General features: G+C 65.5%; 15 protein-coding genes. 5 read left to right on the forward strand and 10 right to left on the reverse strand.

Annotated features, from left to right (window positions below):
• The first annotated feature begins 120 nt into the window (after window positions 1–120).
• Window positions 121–513 (forward strand): hypothetical protein, encoded by a 393-nt coding sequence (locus E8F11_RS24415; RefSeq protein WP_280291489.1) that lies wholly within the window; start codon window positions 121–123, stop codon window positions 511–513.
• A gap of 57 nt (window positions 514–570) precedes the next feature.
• Here E8F11_RS24415 and sstT read toward each other — a convergent pair whose 3' ends face one another.
• The 5 genes from sstT to E8F11_RS24440 form a co-directional block, all read right to left on the reverse strand.
• On the reverse strand, window positions 571–1,815 hold the full coding sequence (gene sstT, locus E8F11_RS24420; protein ID WP_280291490.1) for a serine/threonine transporter SstT: 1,245 nt from the start codon (window positions 1,813–1,815) through the stop codon (window positions 571–573).
• A 312-nt stretch (window positions 1,816–2,127) separates the two neighbouring features.
• Window positions 2,128–2,565 (reverse strand): thioesterase family protein, encoded by a 438-nt coding sequence (locus E8F11_RS24425; RefSeq protein WP_280291491.1) that lies wholly within the window; start codon window positions 2,563–2,565, stop codon window positions 2,128–2,130.
• A 93-nt stretch (window positions 2,566–2,658) separates the two neighbouring features.
• A complete protein-coding gene (locus E8F11_RS24430) occupies window positions 2,659–3,822 on the reverse strand; it encodes an iron-containing alcohol dehydrogenase (protein WP_280291492.1) in 1,164 nt (387 codons plus the stop codon).
• Window positions 3,823–3,884: 62 nt separating this feature from the next.
• Window positions 3,885–5,675 carry an acyl-CoA dehydrogenase C-terminal domain-containing protein gene (locus E8F11_RS24435; RefSeq protein ID WP_280291493.1) on the reverse strand — a complete coding sequence of 597 codons (1,791 nt, stop codon included), beginning with the start codon at window positions 5,673–5,675 and terminating at the stop codon, window positions 3,885–3,887.
• A gap of 2 nt (window positions 5,676–5,677) precedes the next feature.
• Window positions 5,678–6,916 carry a 3-hydroxyacyl-CoA dehydrogenase gene (locus tag E8F11_RS24440; protein WP_280291494.1) on the reverse strand — a complete coding sequence of 413 codons (1,239 nt, stop codon included), beginning with the start codon at window positions 6,914–6,916 and terminating at the stop codon, window positions 5,678–5,680.
• Between the two features lie 227 nt (window positions 6,917–7,143).
• Between E8F11_RS24440 and E8F11_RS24445 the strand changes: the two genes are divergently transcribed.
• A complete protein-coding gene (locus E8F11_RS24445; protein WP_280291495.1) occupies window positions 7,144–8,043 on the forward strand; it encodes a LysR family transcriptional regulator in 900 nt (299 codons plus the stop codon).
• Between the two features lie 148 nt (window positions 8,044–8,191).
• Here E8F11_RS24445 and E8F11_RS24450 read toward each other — a convergent pair whose 3' ends face one another.
• From E8F11_RS24450 to hslO, 4 genes are all read right to left on the reverse strand, one after another.
• Window positions 8,192–8,794: a nitroreductase family protein gene (locus E8F11_RS24450; protein ID WP_280291496.1), complete on the reverse strand. Its 603-nt coding sequence runs from the start codon at window positions 8,792–8,794 to the stop codon at window positions 8,192–8,194.
• A gap of 172 nt (window positions 8,795–8,966) precedes the next feature.
• On the reverse strand, window positions 8,967–10,901 hold the full coding sequence (locus tag E8F11_RS24455; RefSeq protein WP_280291497.1) for a RecQ family ATP-dependent DNA helicase: 1,935 nt from the start codon (window positions 10,899–10,901) through the stop codon (window positions 8,967–8,969).
• Between the two features lie 192 nt (window positions 10,902–11,093).
• Window positions 11,094–12,638 carry a phosphoenolpyruvate carboxykinase gene (locus E8F11_RS24460; protein ID WP_280291498.1) on the reverse strand — a complete coding sequence of 515 codons (1,545 nt, stop codon included), beginning with the start codon at window positions 12,636–12,638 and terminating at the stop codon, window positions 11,094–11,096.
• Between the two features lie 196 nt (window positions 12,639–12,834).
• On the reverse strand, window positions 12,835–13,728 hold the full coding sequence (gene hslO, locus E8F11_RS24465; protein WP_280291499.1) for an Hsp33 family molecular chaperone HslO: 894 nt from the start codon (window positions 13,726–13,728) through the stop codon (window positions 12,835–12,837).
• Window positions 13,729–14,085: 357 nt separating this feature from the next.
• Here hslO and E8F11_RS24470 point away from each other — a divergent pair, with 357 nt between their 5' ends.
• Complete coding sequence (locus E8F11_RS24470) at window positions 14,086–15,438, forward strand: UDP-glucose/GDP-mannose dehydrogenase family protein (RefSeq protein ID WP_280291500.1); 1,353 nt, start codon at window positions 14,086–14,088, stop codon at window positions 15,436–15,438.
• 162 nt (window positions 15,439–15,600) lie between these two features.
• On the opposite strand, the gene E8F11_RS24475 is transcribed toward E8F11_RS24470, so the two are convergent.
• The gene (locus E8F11_RS24475) at window positions 15,601–15,999 is read right to left on the reverse strand and encodes a S4 domain-containing protein (RefSeq protein ID WP_280291501.1); all 399 of its coding nucleotides are present in this window, start codon (window positions 15,997–15,999) and stop codon (window positions 15,601–15,603) included.
• Window positions 16,000–16,120: 121 nt separating this feature from the next.
• On the opposite strand from E8F11_RS24475, the gene E8F11_RS24480 reads away from it, so the two are divergent.
• Complete coding sequence (locus E8F11_RS24480) at window positions 16,121–16,585, forward strand: ATP-dependent zinc protease (protein ID WP_280291502.1); 465 nt, start codon at window positions 16,121–16,123, stop codon at window positions 16,583–16,585.
• A complete protein-coding gene (gene rimK / locus E8F11_RS24485; protein ID WP_280291503.1) occupies window positions 16,582–17,487 on the forward strand; it encodes a 30S ribosomal protein S6--L-glutamate ligase in 906 nt (301 codons plus the stop codon). Before E8F11_RS24480 ends, rimK begins: the two co-directional genes overlap by 4 nt.
• Window positions 17,488–17,920 lie beyond the last annotated feature (433 nt).

The raw sequence follows: 17,920 nt of genomic DNA on the forward strand, positions 1-17,920 counted from the left end.
GAGGCCTGGTCGAGCGACAGCCGCCCCCCTCCCGAACTCATAATTCCGACCTGCGTCATGGATACCCCCGGAGAAGCCGCGGGACCATGGACTTCCCCTTCGAAATGGAGACTTAGCAAGATGCGCAAAGCAGTAACCGCCCTCGCCCTCAGCCTGCTGGCGACCCAAGCCGTCGTGGCCGGCGAGACCACCAACAACGCCATCGGCGGCGGCCTCGGCGGCGTCCTTGGCAACGTCGTTGGCAACGCTGTTGGCGGCAGCACTGGCGCGGCCATCGGCGCCGGCCTGGGTGGTGCGGCCGGTGGCGCCATGACCGCGCGTAGCGGCCGCAAGACCGAAGCTGCGATCGGCGGTGGTCTGGGTGCGGCAGGCGGCTCGGTAGCCGGCCGCGCGCTGGGCGGTTCCACCGGCTCCGCCATCGGCGCGGGCCTGGGCGGCGCAGCCGGTGGCGCCATCGCCACCGAGCTGAGCAAGGGCGACGGCCATCGCCACCGCAAGCATCGCCACGACTAAGTGTGCGCCCATGAAAAAGCCCGGCATCTGCCGGGCTTTTTCGTTTCGGGCAACGGATCAGCCGAGCTGTTCGGCGCGCGCCTCGGTCACGTCGCCGCTGGCCATGCAGGCCGCCGCGGTGAAGAGCACGTCGGTGGAAGAGTTCAGCGCGGTCTCGGCGGCGTCCTGGAGAATGCCGATGATGAAGCCCACGGCCACCACCTGCATCGCCACTTCGCTGGGTATGCCGAACAGGCTGCAAGCCAGCGGGATCAGCAGCAGCGAGCCGCCGGCCACGCCGGACGCGCCACAGGCGCAGATGGAGGCCACCACGCTGAGCAGGATGGCGGTAGGGATGTCCACCGCGATGCCGAGGGTTTTCACCGCTGCCAGGGTCAGGACCGTGATGGTGATGGCCGCACCGGCCATGTTGATGGTGGCGCCCAGCGGAATGGATACCGAGTAGGTGTCTTCGTGCAGGCCGAGTTTTTCGGACAGCTGCAGGTTGACCGGGATGTTCGCCGCCGAGCTGCGGGTGAAGAAAGCCGTGATGCCACTTTCGCGCAGGCAGGTCAGCACCAGCGGATAGGGGTTGCGGCGAATCTTCCAGAACACGATAAGCGGGTTGACCACGAACGCCACGAACAGCATGCAACCCAGCAGCACCGCCAGCAGATGGGCATAGTCGGCCAGTACGCCGACGCCGTTCTCCGCGAGGGTGGAGGCCACCAGGCCGAAGATGCCCAGCGGGGCGAAGCTGATCACCACGCGCACGATCAGCGAGACACCGTGGGACAGGTCGCTGAACACATTGCGGGTGGTTTCGCTGCCCTGGCGGATGGCGATGCCCAGGCCAATGGCCCAGACCAGGATACCGATGAAGTTGGCCTCCATCAGCGCGGTCACCGGGTTGGCCACGGCGCTGCCCAAGAGGCTCAGCAGTACTTCGGAGATATTACCGGGCGGCGCCAGGTCGGCGGCACCGGTCGACAGGGCGATGGTCGAGGGGAACAGGCTGGAGGCCAGCACGGCCACCACCGCGGCGGAGAAGGTACCGATCAGGTAAAGGAACAGGATCGGGCGGATATGGGTGCGCTCGCCCGGCTTGTGGTTGGCGATGGCCGCGATCACCAGGACGAACACCAGCACCGGCGCCACGGCCTTGAGCGCCATGACGAAGAGCTTGCCGAGCAGGCCGACCGCGCTGGCGGACTCGGGCGAGGTCAGGGCGAGGGCGATGCCGGCGAGCAGGCCGATGAGGATCCGGGTCACCAGGCTGGTGCGTTTCAAGCGTTGCAGGATGGAGCCGTTTGCATGGGTCATTGCAGGTACCGCTGAACGTTCGGGCCGCACGACGGGCCGGCCCCAGGTGGAAATTGAATCCCGATGGCGCCCCGCCTTCACTGCCGCAGATCAAGCGGAAAAGAAATAACCATGCCGCGCGGTGTTTCACCTCGCAGCCGGTCGGGACGTTCGGGTTTGGCGCGCATTGTGCTGATTCGCGCCCGATATGGGTAGACCGGGCGGACCGTTGGCCCCGTGGATGTCGCCATTCCGGCGGTTTCAGGCCGAAATGCTGAAAGTTGTCCACAGGCCATATATGGCGGTGGGACGACTGTGTGGGAAAGAAGCAGATCAGCCCGCTACCAGCAACTCCGCCAATGCCGCCCGCAGCGGCTCAGGGATCGCCACCGGCCGGTTGCTCTCACGGTCGACGAAAACGTGTACGAAGCGTCCGGCGGCGCAGGCCTCGTCTTCACCCTGCTTGAAGATCGCCAGTTCGTACTGCACCGAGCTGTTGCCCAACTTGCCCACCCGCAGGCCGACTTCGATGCGGTCGGGGAAGGCGATGGAGGCGAAGTAGTCGCAGGAGGAACTGACCACGAAACCCACCACGGTGCCGTCGTGGATATCCAGCCCTCCCTGCTCGATCAGATAGGCGTTCACCGCGCTGTCGAAGTAGCCGTAATAGACCACGTTGTTCACATGGCCGTAGACGTCGTTGTCGTGCCAGCGCGTGGTGATGGGCTGAAAATGGCGGTAGTCACCGCGCAGGTGCTGGGGCTGGCTCATGGGGTTCCCTGGGTTCGGTTGGATTGATTCATGTAGGAGCGAGCTTGCTCGCGAACGGAAGCATTCGCCAGCAAGCTGGCTCCTACAGAAGGCTCAATAGGCCGCCTGGTAGATGGCCAGGGCCTGGGCCTCGCTGACCTCGCGCGGATTATTCACCAGTAGGCGCTGTTGCAACATGGCGTCGCTGGCCAGTTGTCCAAGCATGGCTTCCGGCACGCCGGCTTCGCGCAGGCGGGTCGGCAGGCCGCTCCGGCTGCTGAAATCGGCCAGTTCGACGATCAGTTGCTCGGTCAGATGGGCCTCGCTACCGGGCTTGAGCTTGCGCCCGAGCACCAGGGGCGCCAGCTCCGCATAAAGCGGCGCCGCCACCTCGGCGTTGAAGCCCAGCACATGGGGCAGCACCAGGGCGTTGGAGAGGCCGTGGGGAATGTGGAAATGCCCACCCAGCGGATAAGCCAGGGCATGCACTGCCGCCACCGGAGAATTGGCGAAGGCCTGGCCGGCCAGGCAGGCGCCCAGCAGCATGGCCTGGCGCGCTTCGCGGTCGCGACCGTTGTGCACCACCGCATCCAGGTTGCCGGCCAGCAGGCGCAGCGCCTCGCGCGCCAGCAGGTCGGACAGCGGATTCTTCTTCAGCTTGCTGGTGTAGGCCTCGATGGCGTGGACCATCGCGTCGATGCCGGTGGCCGCAGTGACCGCCGCCGGCAGGCCGAGGGTAAGGTCGGCATCCAGCACAGCCAGATCGGGCAGTAGCAGCGGTGAAACCACGCCCATCTTGGTCGTCTCGCCGGTGGTGACGATGGCAATCGGCGTCACCTCCGAGCCGGTGCCGGCGGTAGTCGGAACCTGCAGCAGCGGCAGGCGCCTGCCACGGGCATTGCCCACGCCATAGATGTCCGCCAGCCCCTGGCGGCACTCCGGATGCGCCAGCAGCGCCACCAGCTTGGCCACATCCATGGAGCTGCCGCCGCCGAAGCCCACTACCAGCTCGGCACCCAGGGTCCGCCCCAGCTCCACGGCCTCCAGCACCACCGATTCCGGCGGATCGGCCTGGACCTGGTCGTAGACCGCCACCGTCAGGCCGGCGGCGGCGAAGCCGGAGAGTATCTCGTCGAGCAGGCCGAGACGGGTAATGCCCGGGTCGGTGACCAGCAGCACCCGGCTGGCGCCGCGTTCGTGGCAGAGCTCCGCCAGGCGCACGGCGGAACCGGATTCGCAGAGGATCTGCGCGGTGGTGGCGAAGCTGAAGGGCTGCATCTGGGCGTCCTCCTTTGTTGTCGGGGCGCGCCGCCGTCATGCGGCGCGCCGGGCTCGCATCGTCAGAAGGCGAAATGCGCCTCGGGCAGGGCCATCAGGCAATCCGCGCCGCCCAGCAGGGCTTCGCGGTGGCTGCTCGCACGCGGCAGCACACGGCGCAGGTAGAAGCGCGCGCTGTGCAGCTTGGCCTGGTAGAAATCCGCCTCACCGCTGCCGGCCTCCAGGGCATCCTGCGCGCGGGTCGCGGCCTGCAGCCAGAAGCCTGCCAGCAACACATAGGCCGAGTACTGGAGAAAATCCACCGAGGCGGCGCCGATTTCCTCGGGGTTTTCCCGCGCGCGATCCAGCAGGGCGGCAGTCAGCGCACGCCACTCCTGCAGGCGCGCCAGCACCGCACCGGCCAGTTCGGCCAGTTCCGTGCGATTGGCCTGGGCGTCGGCGAGGGCGGCAAATTCGTCCTGCAGGGCGGCCAGTTCCGCGCCGCCGTCACCCATCAGCTTGCGACGGATCAGGTCCAGCGCCTGGATGCCGTTGGTGCCTTCGTAGATCTGGGTGATGCGGCTGTCGCGCATCAGTTGCTCCATGCCCCACTCGCGGATGTAGCCGTGGCCGCCGTAGACCTGCACACCGAGGCTGGCCACTTCCTGGCCCATGTCGGTGAGGAAGGATTTGACGATGGGGATCAGCAGCGCCGCACGGCGGCTGGCCGCCTTGCGCTGCTCGGCATCCGGATGGCCGTGCTCCAGGTCCAGCTGGCGCGCGCAGTAGGCGGCCAGCATGCGGCTGCCTTCCACCAGGGTCTTCTGGGTGAGCAGCATGCGTCGCACATCGGGGTGGTGGATGATCGGGTCGGCCGGCTTCTCCGGCGCCGCCGGGCCGCGCAGGGCGCGCGATTGCAGGCGTTCGCGGGCGTAGGACAGCGAGCCCTGAAAGGCCTGTTCGCCGATGCCGAGGCCCTGCAGGCCGACCTGGAAACGCGCGTCGTTCATCATGGTGAACATGCAGGCCAGGCCCTGGTTGGCTTCGCCTATGAGCCAGCCGGTGGCGCCATCGAAGTTCATCACGCAGGTGGCAGCGCCCTTGATGCCCATCTTGTGCTCGATGGCGCCGCAGGACAGGTCATTCCTGTTCCCCGGCGTACCATCGGAATTGGCGATGAACTTGGGTACCAGGAACAGGCTGATGCCTTTCACCCCGGCGGGTGCATCCGGCAAGCGTGCCAGCACCAGGTGGATGATGTTCTCGGACAGGTCCTGCTCGCCGCCGCTGATGAAGATCTTGCTGCCGCTAAGCTTGTAGCTGCCGTCGGCCTGGGGCTCGGCGCGGGTGCGCAGCAGGGCCAGGTCGGTGCCGGCCTGGGGTTCGGTCAGGCACATGGTGCCGGTCCACTGTCCGCTCACCATCTTGCCCAGGTACGCCTCGCGGAGCGCCTCGCTGCCGTGCTTGTGCAGCGCCAGCACGGCGCCTTCGGTCAGGCCCGAGTAGACGCGGAAGGACAGGCTGGCGCCCATCAGCATTTCGTGGAAATTGAACGCGACCATCTGCGGGAAACCCTGGCCACCGTACTCGACCGGACCGGTCATGCTCGCCCAGCCGTTGTCGCAGTACTGCCGGTACGCCTCGCGGAAGCCCTTGGGCGTAGTCACGGCGCCCTGCTCCAGGGTAACGCCTTCCTCGTCGCCAGTGCGGTTCAGCGGCGATACCACTTCCCCAGCGTAGCGCGCGCCTTCTTCCAGCACGCCGTCGATCAGCTCGCGGTCCAGGCCATTGCCCAGCAGCTCGCAGTGGGTGGCAACGTCGAAGAGTTCATGGAGCACGAAGCGCATGTCGCGCAGGGGCGCCTTGTAGGTCATGTTCAGGCCTCCTGTTGGAAATCGGTGAAGTGGCGATCGGAATCGGCCAAGCGGCGGATCAGCGCCGCTGGCTGCCAATGGGGGCCGAAGCGCTCGGCCAAGGCCTCAAGGCGTGTGCGAATGGCTGGCAGACCCTGGTTGTCGGCCCAGGTCATGGGCCCGCCCTTGTCGACCGGGAAGCCATAGCCGTTGAGGTAGACGGTGTCGATGTCGGCACTGGAGGCGGCGATGCCCTCTTCGAGGATCTTCGCCCCTTCATTGACCAGGGCCAGCAGGCAACGCTCGAGGATTTCCTCGGCGCCGATGTCGCGACGTTCGAAGCCGAGCTGCTCGGAGACCTGCAGGACCAGGGCATCCACCTCCGGGTCGTGCTCGGCGTGACGGCTGCCCTCGGCGTAGCGGTAATAGCCCATGCGCGCCTTCTGGCCGAAGCGGCCCAGTGCGCAGAGGCGGTTGTCCACCTGCACCGCCGGGACGTCCTGGCCCTTGCCGGCCAGTTCGCGGGCGCGCCATTCCAGGTCGATGCCCACCACGTCGTACATACGGAACGGCCCCATGGCGAAGCCGAAGCCCTGCAGGGCGCCGTCCACCTGGTGCGGGTAGGCACCCTCCAGCAGCATCATTCGCGCCTCGCGCACGTAGGTGTGGAGCATGCGGTTGCCGATGAAGCCCTTGCAGTTGCCGGCCACCACGCTGACCTTGCCCATCCGCCGGCCCAGGTCGAGGGCGGCCGCCAGCACGGCCGGGTCCGTGTGTGCGCCGCGGACGATCTCCAGCAGCTTCATGATGTGTGCAGGGCTGAAGAAGTGCAGGCCGAGGACCTGCTGCGGGCGCTGGGTGACGGCGGCGATGGCGTCGATATCCAGGGCCGAGGTATTGCTGGCGAGGATCGCCGTCGGTTTCAGGTGGACGTCCAGCTCGCGAAAGATGCCCTGCTTGATTTCGAGGTTTTCGAAGACGGCCTCGATCACCAGGTCCACATCGGCCAGGGCCTCAATGCCCTCCACCGGAATGATGCGCGCCAGGCGCTCGGTGGCCTGGGCTTCGCTGATGCGGCCCTGGTGCACGTTGTGGGCATAGGTATCGGCCACGACGCCCCGGGCTTGCGCGAGCATCGACGGATTGTTGTCCAGCCAGCTCACCTCGAGGCCGGCGCTGGCCAGGCTCATGACGATACCCCGGCCCATGGTGCCGGCGCCGATCACGGCGGCCCGCTGGATATTGAATGTGCTCTGGGTCATCGGTCGTCCTCTTGTTGTTGTGGCAGAGCTGACGAACGCGGCCACCCTGTAGGAGCCAGCTTGCTGGCGAATGCCCCGCGGGGTTCGCGAGCAAGAACTCGGCGTCCATCTCGCTCCTACGGTGACTCCGCCGCAGCCAGGGCCGCGTCCTCATGAAATCGCCCATCACCATAAGGAAGCCGGTACTATTTTTGAAATTTAGTCTTGTGATAAGGGGAATTCGCCAGGTGAATACCTCGAACTTCGACCTCAACCTTCTACGCGTGCTGGACGCCCTGCTGCGCGAGCGCAATGTCTCCCGCGCAGCGGAACGCCTCTCCCTCAGCCAGCCGGCCGTGAGCAACGCACTGAACCGACTGCGCGAACTGCTCGGCGACCCGCTGCTGGTGCGTGTGGGCCGTGCCATGCAGCCCACGCCTCGGGCCCTGGCGTTGGAAACGCCGATTCGCGCGGCGCTCAAGCAAATCGAGCAGAGCCTGGTGGTTGGCGAAGGCTTCGACCCGGCACGCAGTCGCCAGCGCTTCACCGTGGCGCTGACCGACTACGTAGAGCTGATCTGCATGCCGCGCCTGCTGCAGCAGCTGGCCGAGGAAGCGCCGGGCGTGAAGATCGCCATCCGCAACCTCTCCCCCAGCCTGCCCGCCGAGGCGCTGGACCAGGGCGAACTGGACCTGGTGCTGGGGCGCTTCGAGAGCATTCCCACGCGCTTTTCCAGTCGCCGCTGGATGAGCGAAACCCTGCGCCTGGTGGCCCGCCAGGACCATCCGGCCTTGCAGCAGGCGCCCGATCTCGCGGCGTTCCTCAGGCTACGCCACCTCTGGGTGCACGGAGGCCAGACCAAAGGCATGGTCGATCAGTGGCTGGGAGAACAGGGGCTGGCGCGGGAGATCGTCTACACCACGCCCAACTATCTGCAGGCCGCCCACATAGTCGCCGACACCGATCTGACCGTGGTGCTGCCAACGCGACTGGCCCAGCACTTCGCGCGCCTGCTGCCGCTGCAGGTGCATCCCCTGCCGTTTGCCCTCGATCCCTTCCACCTGGACCTGGTAAGCGTGGCCCAGCGCGAAGGCGACGAGGCCCTGCAATGGCTCATCGAGCGGCTGCTGGCCATCGGGCGCATATGAAAACGCCGCCGCTGCGCAAGGCAGCGGCGGCGTTTCGTAGGTTGGTGCAGAGCGAAGCGAAGCCCAACGCTCCAATGCAAGCAATGAGGGGGAGCGCTGCGCACTCCATGTTGGGCTTCGCGGGCTCAGCGCCAACCTACGGAGACCATCAGAACTGGTTGTGGATCACCGCTTCGTCGAAGGCCAGCTTGCCGATGCGCGGCTTGGCTTCGATGGCCTGCTTGCCCACGGCCACCATCAGGCCGATGGCGTGATTCTCCGGCAGGCGGATCAGGTCGGCCACGGCGTCGAAGTCGAAGCCGTCCATGGGGCAGCTATCCAGGCCCTTGCCGCGGGCGGCGAGCATCAGGGTCTGGGCCACCAGGCCGCAGCTGCGCATCACTTCGTCGCGCTGTACCTGGGGCTTGCCGCGGTAGTAGGTGTCGATGGCGCCGGCCATGAAGTCCTGCACCGGCTGCGGGGCTTCGGCCCAGACGCGGGCGGCGTCCTTTTCCCAGGCATCCAGGCGGGCGCAGACCAGCACCAGCATGGACGCCTCGGTCACCTGGGCCTGGCCCCAGGCCACATCACGGATGCGCTGACGCAGGGCCGGGTCGCTGACTTCCACCAGGCGCACGTGCTGCAGGTTGAACGCGGTGGGCGCGAACAGGGCCAGTTGCAGCAGTTCGTCCTTCTCCTCGCGGCTCAGGCTGTGGCTGGTGTCATAGCCCTTGATGGCACGGCGGCTGCGGATGGCGTCATCGATATGCATGGAAAGCTCCTGGAGAGGCGAGGTAAAAAACTGGCGCCATCCTAAGCAGGCAGCGCCCCCGGTACCAACACCGATTAACGATGGAATCGATCGAAAAATCCGCATGGCCCGGTTTTCCTGGGGGCGAGATTTTCCTGTAGGGGCGAATTCATTCGCCCCTACAAAAGCCTTTTCAGCCGGTCTGGCGTGCCACCCAGTCGCGCACCGCGGCGTAAGGGTAGGCCTCCAGCGCCGCGAAACCCGGCAGGCTGCGCGCCTTGAGACGGGTGAAGAGCGGTGCGGTGATGCCGCAGAGCAGGCGGGTCAGGCACTCGGCGCTGGGCGGCATGCCCTTCTGCTCTTCGTGACGGCGGATGAAGGCACCGCACAGGGCGTGGAAATCCTGGCGCTCCAGCGGTGGCAAGGATGGCGGCTCGGGCAGGCGCGCCACCTGGCCCCGGCAGACCGAGCAGTGACCGCAGCGCTCAGGCACCTCGCGGTCGCCGAAGTAGTTGGCCAGCCGGGCGCTGAGGCAGCTCTCGCTGGCGAACAGGGCGAGCATCGCGTGGATGCGGGCGATCTCGCTGTTTTCCTGCTGGTGGAAGTAGGCGTGCAGCTCCCCGCTCAGCGCTTCCAGGTCGAAGGCGGGGCTAAGCAGGGTATAGACCTCGGTCATCTGCTTGCTTTCCAGCTCGATCCAGCCGCGTTCCTGGAAGTAGTCCAGGGCCTTCACCACGCGGCTGCGCTCGGCCTGGTGTTGACGATAGAGGCTGTCGAAATCCACCGTGCACCAGGTGCGCGCGCGGGTGGAGGTCTGCACCAGGGCCTCGACGAACTGCCGGCGCTCGCCTTCGAATTTCTGCACCAGCGCCTCGGGTTCGAGCAGGTACTTGAAGCGGTACTCGGCGAAGTAGGCGAACAGCGGCGCGATGATGCCGCGCAGCTCCAGCTGCACCAGCAGTGTCTTCAGCGGCAGTTGGCGGATGTTGCTCTGTTCGGACAGCGCGTTAAGCATCAGCTCCCAGCGGTCCCCACCCGTTCCGGCGGCCTTGAGCTCCTCCAGCACCAGGCGGATGCCGACCAGCTCCGGCGTATCGCCATAGACGAAGTTCTCCAGCACGTTGAGGCTGTCGCGGTTGGCCAGCACCAGGCAATCCGAGGCCAATCCGTCGCGCCCGGCGCGGCCGATCTCCTGGCTGTAATTCTCCACCGACTTGGGCAGGTCGTAGTGCACGACCTGGCGGATATCGCGCTTGTCGATGCCCATGCCGAAGGCAATGGTGGCGACCATGATGTTCACTTGGCCGGCCATGAACTGGCGTTGCAGCGCTTCCCGCGCCTCATGGGGCATGCCGGCGTGGTAGGCGCTGGCGGCGATGCCACGCTGGGACAGGCGCAGGGCGACCTCTTCGGCGGTCTTCTGCAGGGTCACGTAGACGATGGCCGGCTGCCCGGCGCGTGGTGCCAGCCAGTCCACCAGGCGGCGCAGCTTGTCGCCGCCGGCCACCGGCTCGACCAGTAGGTTGAGGTTCTCGCGGTAGAAGCCGGTGGTGATCACATCGGCATCGGCGATGACGAATTTGCGCTGCATGTCGGCGATCACCGCCGGCGTTGCGGTGGCGGTCAGCAGCAGCACCTGGGGAATGCCGAACTGGCGCTGGTACTCGGGCAGCTTGAGGTAGTCGGGACGGAAGTTGTGACCCCACTCGGAGATGCAGTGCGCCTCGTCCACCACCAGCAGGGAAATCGGCACCTGCTGGATGAAGCTGCGGAAGCGCTCGTTCTTCAGGCGCTCCACCGAGATCATCAGGATCTTCAGCTCGCCGGAGCGCGCCCTGGCCATGACCTCGCTGGCCTCCTCGCGGCTTTGCGCCGAGTCGATGCTGGCGGCGGCGATGCCGTGGCGATGGAGGAAGGCGAGCTGGTCCTGCATCAGCGCCAGCAGTGGCGACACCACCAGGGTCAGGTGCGGCAGGTGCAGGGCCGGCAACTGGTAGCACAAGGACTTGCCGGAGCCGGTGGGGAAGATGGCGGCGGCCGAGCGGCCGGCCAGCACGGCGCTGACCGCCGCCTCCTGGCCGGGGCGGAACTGGCGGAAGCCGAAGACGCGTTCGAGTGTGTCGTGCATGGGGGTCTCTCCTGTACCTGCCATCAGCGGACCTCTCATCCTAGGGAGAGCCATTGTATGAACGAGCTTGCTCGCGAATTGCCTGAATCCGGTTCGCGAGCAAGCTCGCTCCTACAGGTTCAGATTCGTAGGATGGGCCGGAAATGAAGAAGCCGCCCGGAGGCGGCTTCTTCGATCAGGACGCGGTGCGGCTTAGAGCTGCGGGCCGGCGTTCTTGATGGCGTCGGAGACGTCGAACTTCTTGAAGTTCTCGACGAACTGCTTGGCCAGGGTCTTGGCGGCTTCGTCGTAGGCAGCCTGGTCAGCCCAGGTGTTGCGCGGGTTGAGCAGGTTGGTGTCGACGCCCGGAACGGCTTTCGGCACGTCCAGGTTGATGATGTCCAGGTGCTCGGTCTCGGCACCGATCAGCGCGCCACTCTGGATGGCGGCGATCACGCCACGGGTGGTCGGGATGTTGAAGCGCTTGCCGACGCCGTAGCCACCGCCGGTCCAGCCGGTATTGACCAGGTAGACCTTGGAGCCGAAGCCCTTGATGCGCTTGATCAGCAGTTCGGCGTACTCGCCGGCCGGGCGCGGGAAGAAGGGCGCGCCGAAGCAGGTGGAGAAGGTGGACTTGATGCCACCGCCGGAACCCATTTCGGTGGAGCCGACCAGCGCGGTGTAGCCGGACAGGAAGTGGTAGGCAGCCTGCTCGTTGTTCAGGATGGAAACGGGCGGCAGGACACCGGTCAGGTCGCAGGTCAGGAAGATCACTGCATTCGGCTCGCCGGCGCGGTTGGCCTCGACGCGCTTCTCCACCAGCTCCAGCGGGTAGGCGGCGCGGGTGTTCTGGGTCAGGCTGTCGTCGCTGTAGACCGGCAGGCGGGTTTCCGGATCCAGCACCACGTTTTCCAGCACGGCGCCGAACTGGATGGCTTTCCAGATCACCGGCTCGTTCTTCTCGGACAGGTCGATGCACTTGGCATAGCAACCGCCTTCGATGTTGAACACGGTGCCCACGCCCCAGCCGTGCTCGTCGTCGCCGATCAGGTAGCGGCTCGGGTCAGCGGACAGAGTGGTCTTGCCGGTGCCGGACAGACCGAAGAACAGGGTGGTATCGCCCTCTTCGCCCACGTTGGCGGCGCAGTGCATCGGCAGCACGTCTTTTTCCGGCAGCAGGAAGTTCTGCACGGAGAACATGGCCTTCTTCATTTCACCGGCGTAGCGCATGCCGGCGATCAGCACTTTCTTGGCGGCGAAGTTGAGGATCACGCAGCCGTCGGAGTTGGTGCCGTCACGCTCCGGCTCGCAGACGAAGTTCGGCGCGTTGATGATCTGCCATTCCTGGCGGGACTGCGGGTTGTACTGTTCCGGATTGATGAACAGGCAACGGCCGAACAGGTTGTGCCAGGCGGTCTCGGTGGTCATCTTGACGGCCAGGTAGTGCTCGGGATCGGAGCCGACGTGCACATGGGAGACGAAACGCTCGCGTTCGGTCACATAAGCTTCGACACGGGCCCACAGTGCATCGAACTTGTCCGCCGGGAAGGGGCGGTTGATGTTGCCCCAGGCGATCTTGGCGTCGGTGCTCGGCTCTTGAACGATGAAACGATCTGCCGGAGAACGACCGGTGCGGTGGCCGGTTTTCACTACCAACGAACCGTTGGCGGCCAGTTCACCCTCGCCACGGCGAATGGCCTCTTCGACCAGTTGCGCGGCGCTGATATCGGTGTACACGGCGTTATTGGCTTGCGTCATGTGGTTCCCCGTCGGCGAAAGGCCGAGTCCTCCAAACGATTTGTAGTGGGTACTGGGACCCGCTACCGCGAAAAAAGTGCGCGCGATTATGCCAGAAAAGCCCGCTTTGGGTAGAAACCTCCTGTCAGACTGGCATATTCATGACCGATAATCGCACCGCGGTCATACAGCGACCCTTGAGGCACACTACCTCATTTCAGTGGCGCGTTTCCGATGGTGCGCCACTGCCGCCACCGGCGAACAGCTGGGCGATATCCGCCGCGTCGAAGCTGTAGCGCTGGTTGCAGAACTGGCAGTCGATCACCACGGTGCCGCCACTTTCCTGCAGCAGGGCTTCGGCGTCGTGCTGACCCAGGCTGACCAGCGCATTGGCCGAACGCTGGCGCGAGCAGCTGCAGCGGAAATGGATGGCCTGCGGATCGAACAGGCGCACCGCTTCCTCATGGTAGAGGCGATGAAGGATGGTTTCGTTGTCCAGGCCGAGCAGTTCCTCGGCGGTCAGGGTGTCGGCCAGGGTAGTCAGGTGCTGCCAGCTTGCCTCGCGCGCCTCAGGGTCTTTCAGGCGGTCGGCGGGCAGCGCCTGGAGCAGCATGCCCCGGGCGCTGCGACCGTCGGCATTGAGCCAGAATCGGGTGGGCAGCTGCTGGGAATTGTCGAAGTAGCCGGAGAGGCATTCGGCCAGGGTGGCGCCTTCGAGGGCGACTATGCCCTGGTAGCGCTGGCCCTGCTTCGGATCGACGGTCAGGGTGAGCGAGCCTTCGGGCATCAGCTCGTGCAGGCCGGCACCCGGGGTGACCTGGCTGGCGTGGTAACGGGCGATGCCGCGCACCTCGCGCTCGCTGGAGCATTCCACCATCAACAACGGAACCGCGCCGGAGGAGCGTGCCTGGAGCACGAGCAACCCATCGAACTTGAGGGTGCCGACCAGCAGGGACGCTGCGGCGAGCATTTCGCCGAGCAGTTGGGCGACAGGTTCCGGGTAGGGGTGCTTGGCCAGCACATGGGCGTAGCTCTCGCCCAGGAAGACCATTTCACCGCGCACGTCGGTGTTGTCGAAGAGAAAGCGTTGAGTGAAGTCGTATTCGTGCATATCGGCGGGCCGTAGCGAGGTACAGCACGGACGGACGCCGGGCTGTCGGGAAGGAAGGCAGAGTCAGCCAAGCGACTCCGGGATGGCAGAATATTAAGGACAAAGACCGAGGCATCCAAGAGGGGCGCCAATTATTCGGCAGATTCGACCGGGCGTCCGCACAATCGCCGATTTTCTGTCGAACAAGCAGATTGAAAAAGGCGCCCTAACCAGTAGAAATCCAAGGACTTTGCTTTCCAGGAAATAGTGGCACTTTCACATTTGGCGACCCGCCAGCGGCCATTTCCCCACCACCGGCCCTCCGTACGTCACCTATATCTGAAACCGTGCAGTCCATTCTTTCCTGAGGCTTGCTCCATGGATGTCAGCGTATTCGGGACCGGTTACGTCGGTCTTGCCCAGGCCGCGGCCTTGGCCGACGTCGGTCATCGGGTCCTGTGCGTCGATATCGACGAAAAGAAGATCCAGCAACTGCGAAAGGCCGTGCCACCGATCCAGGAGCCGGGCCTGTCCGCCCTGATCGACAACAACCTGCGCGAAGGGCGGCTGTCGTTCAGCACCCGGTCCGATGATGCTGTGACCCATGGGCAGCTGATCTTCATCGCGCTGGGCACGCCGGCGGATGAAGACGGCTCCGCCGACCTGCGCCGCGTACTCTGCGTGGCTCGGGAGGTCGTGCGCCACATGGAGGTCGACCGTACCCTGGTGATCAAGTCCACGGTACCGGTCGGCACTGCCGCCCGGGTGCTGGAGACGGCGCGCGAAGCCCTGGTCGAACTGGGCAAGGGGCACCTGAAGGTACGCGTGGTATCCAACCCCGAATTCCTCATGGAAGGCAACGCCGTCAACGACTGTGCCCGTCCCGACCGCATCATCGTCGGCAGCGAGGACGAAGTGGCTCGCAGTCAGCTCGCCGAGCTCTACGCACCCTTCTGCCACAACCACGACAAGCTGATCTTCATGGACAACCGCAGCGCAGAGCTGACCAAATACGCGGCCAACGCCATGCTCGTGACCCGCATCAGCCTGATGAACGAGCTGGCCAACCTGGCCAAACAGGTCGGCGCCGACATCGAGTCGGTGCGCAAGGGCATAGGTTCCGACCCGCGCATCGGTTTCCACTATATCCACCCCGGTTGCGGTTTCGGCGGTTCCTGCTCTCCCAAGGACCTGCGCTCCCTGCTGCACACCTGTCACATGAACGGTTTCCAGCTGCGTCTGCTGAGGGCCGTGCACGAGGTCAACGAGGAACAGCGCCAGGTGCTGTTCCGCAAGCTGCAGAAGCACTACCCCGACGGCCTCGAGGGCAAGTCGATAGCCGTGTGGGGCCTGGCCTTCAAGCCCGACACCGACGACATGCGCGAGGCACCGATACGCTACCTGCTGGAAGCGCTGTGGCACGAGGGCGCCACGGTGCGCGCCTTCGACCCGGAGGCCATGTCCGAGTGCCGGCGCCTCTACGGCTATCGCGACGACCTGGTGCTCTGCGCCACCCGCGACGACACCGTACAAGACGCCGACGCCCTGGTGATCTGCACCGAGTGGAAGGCCTTCCGCGTGGTGGACTTCGAATTCCTGGCCAGCAAGCTGCGCGACCGCCTCGTCATCGATGGACGCAACCTCTACAACCCTGAACAGGTGACCGCGGCCGGGCTGCACTACCAGGGTATCGGCCTGCCGAGGATCGTTCCGCTGGTCAGCGCGTCATGAAGCTGCTGGCCAAGCGGCCGGCGAGACCCTGGAGCGGATCACCCATCCGAGCCTGCTCGGTAAATCCCTCGGTGCGCTGCTGGAGTCACAGCTGACGGGGGTTCCGCGTGTTACCTGTTCGGCATTGGCCCGTCCAGCGTCCGACGGGCATGGTTTCCTGACCTACTGATCCGACAGGCGGAAGATCTGCCGCCGCTGTTTCTTGGTCGGTCGCCCTTCGGTCTGCACCCCCAGGGCGCCGGCCTTGCGCATCGCGGCGGCCTCCTCGCGCCTGGCCAGGCTCTCAGCGGTTTCCTCGTAGAGCGCCTGGGCTTCGGGGGCGCCGCGACGCACCACGGACAAGGCGCGAACCACCACGGTGCGTTCATCGAAACCAGCGCGGATCACGTACTCGTCGCCGACCCGCGGCTCCTTGGAAGGCTTGCAACGTTCGCCACGATGGTGAACCTTGCCACCTTCTATGGCCGCCTTGGCCAGGGCGCGGGTCTTGTAGAAGCGCGCCGCCCAGAGCCATTTGTCCAGGCGCACCTTGTCATCGTCTTTGCGGTCTTTTTCACTCATGACTCATTTCCATCTCGCCCGGCCTGCCCCATTGGCCAGCCCGGTCTAAGCTCAGCCAGGGCCCAGGTGCAGTTGTCACATGGGCCCACTAGAATGCGCCAACTTTACCGGAAAGCCTGCAGTGAAGACTTTCGACCATCTCTCCGTGATCGGCCTCCGTGAGTGGATCGCCCTGCCGGAACTCGGCATGGTCGGCCTGCGCGCGAAGATCGATACCGGCGCCAGCACCTCCACCCTGCACGCCAGCGACATAGTGCCCTTCCAGAAGCACGGCGAGCGCTGGGTCCGGTTCACCGCGCACCTCGGCACCCTGGTGCAGCGGCGGCACCGTTGCGAGGCGCAGGTGGTCTCGGTGAAGACCATCAAGAGTTCCAACGGCCAGGCACAGACCCGCTATGTCATCCGTACCCAGGTGGCGCTTGGCGATCGGGTCTGGCCCATCGAGTTCACCCTGGCCTGCCGCAAGACCATGCGCTACCGCGTACTGCTGGGCTCCAAGGCCCTGGTACAGGCGCAGCTGGTGGTCAATCCGGCCCTCACCTACGTACAAGAAAAACCGACTCTTTCCGTTCCGGGTGCCCAATGAAAATCGCCGTGTTATCGCGCAATCCGCGCCTGTATTCGACTCGCCGCCTGGTGGAGGCCGGCCATCAGCGCGGCCACGAGATGGTGGTGATAGACACCCTGCGCGCCTATATGAACATCGCCAGCCACAAACCGCAGATCCACTACCGCGGCCAGCCGCTGGAAGGCTTCGACGCGGTGATCCCGCGCATCGGCGCCTCGGTCACCTTCTATGGCTGCGCCGTGTTGCGCCAGTTCGAGATGATGGGCGTGTTCCCGCTCAACGAATCGGTGGCCATCAGCCGCTCGCGGGACAAGCTACGCTCGCTGCAGCTGCTGTCGCGCAAGGGGATCGGCCTGCCGGTGACCGGTTTCGCTCACTCCCCGGACGACATTCCCGACCTGATCCGCATGGTCAATGGCGCTCCGCTGGTGATCAAGGTGCTGGAAGGCACCCAGGGCATAGGCGTCGTGCTCTGCGAGACGGAGAAGGCGGCGGAGTCGGTGATCGAGGCCTTCATGGGCCTGAAGCAGAACATCATGGTGCAGGAATACATCCGCGAAGCCGGCGGCGCCGACATCCGCTGCTTCGTGGTAGGCGACAAGGTGATCGCGGCGATGAAGCGCCAGGCCAAGCCCGGCGAGTTCCGCTCCAACCTGCACCGTGGCGGTTCGGCCAGCCTGATCAAGATCACCCCGGAAGAGCGCATGACCGCCATCCGCGCGGCCAAGGTCATGGGCCTGTCGGTGGCGGGCGTGGACATCCTGCGCTCCCACCACGGCCCGCTGGTGATGGAAGTGAACTCCTCGCCCGGCCTGGAAGGCATCGAGACCACCACCGGGCAGGACCTGGGCAGCATCATCATCCAGTACCTGGAGAAGAATGCCTGCCCGAACTCGACGCGGACCAAGGGCAAGGGGTGAGCCGGATGGCTCTCCTCTGTGGGGGCGAATTCATTCGCTAAGCGGGCCGCAGGTCCGTCCTGGGGACTCACCTGGGGCCAGCTTCGCTGGCCATTGCGATTGAAATCGCCCCCACAGGAGAAGCACGGCAGCAGTCCTGCTGCCGGCCTATGTCGTGGGGCCGAACTCATTGGCTATGTCTGCGTTAGCTGTTGCAGCACCGAATAGAGGCGTCTAGCACGATTCTTTCAGGCCTCCACACCGGCCTGACACATCCCTCACCCCCGCCCCTCTCCCAGGGGTAGAGGGGTGACTCGCGCCTGACAGGGCGCAGCAATCCTGAAGCCACCAGTAGCCTGAAACTGTGCGAAAGAGGTGGGGCAGCGACTCCGCCCCGTCAGGAGGCCGAGCGGAAGCGTTGCGCAGGGGGTTGAGCGGCATGGATGCCGCGAGA

It is taken from the genome of Pseudomonas sp. BN417, assembly GCF_029871205.1.
GTDB lineage: Bacteria > Pseudomonadota > Gammaproteobacteria > Pseudomonadales > Pseudomonadaceae > Metapseudomonas.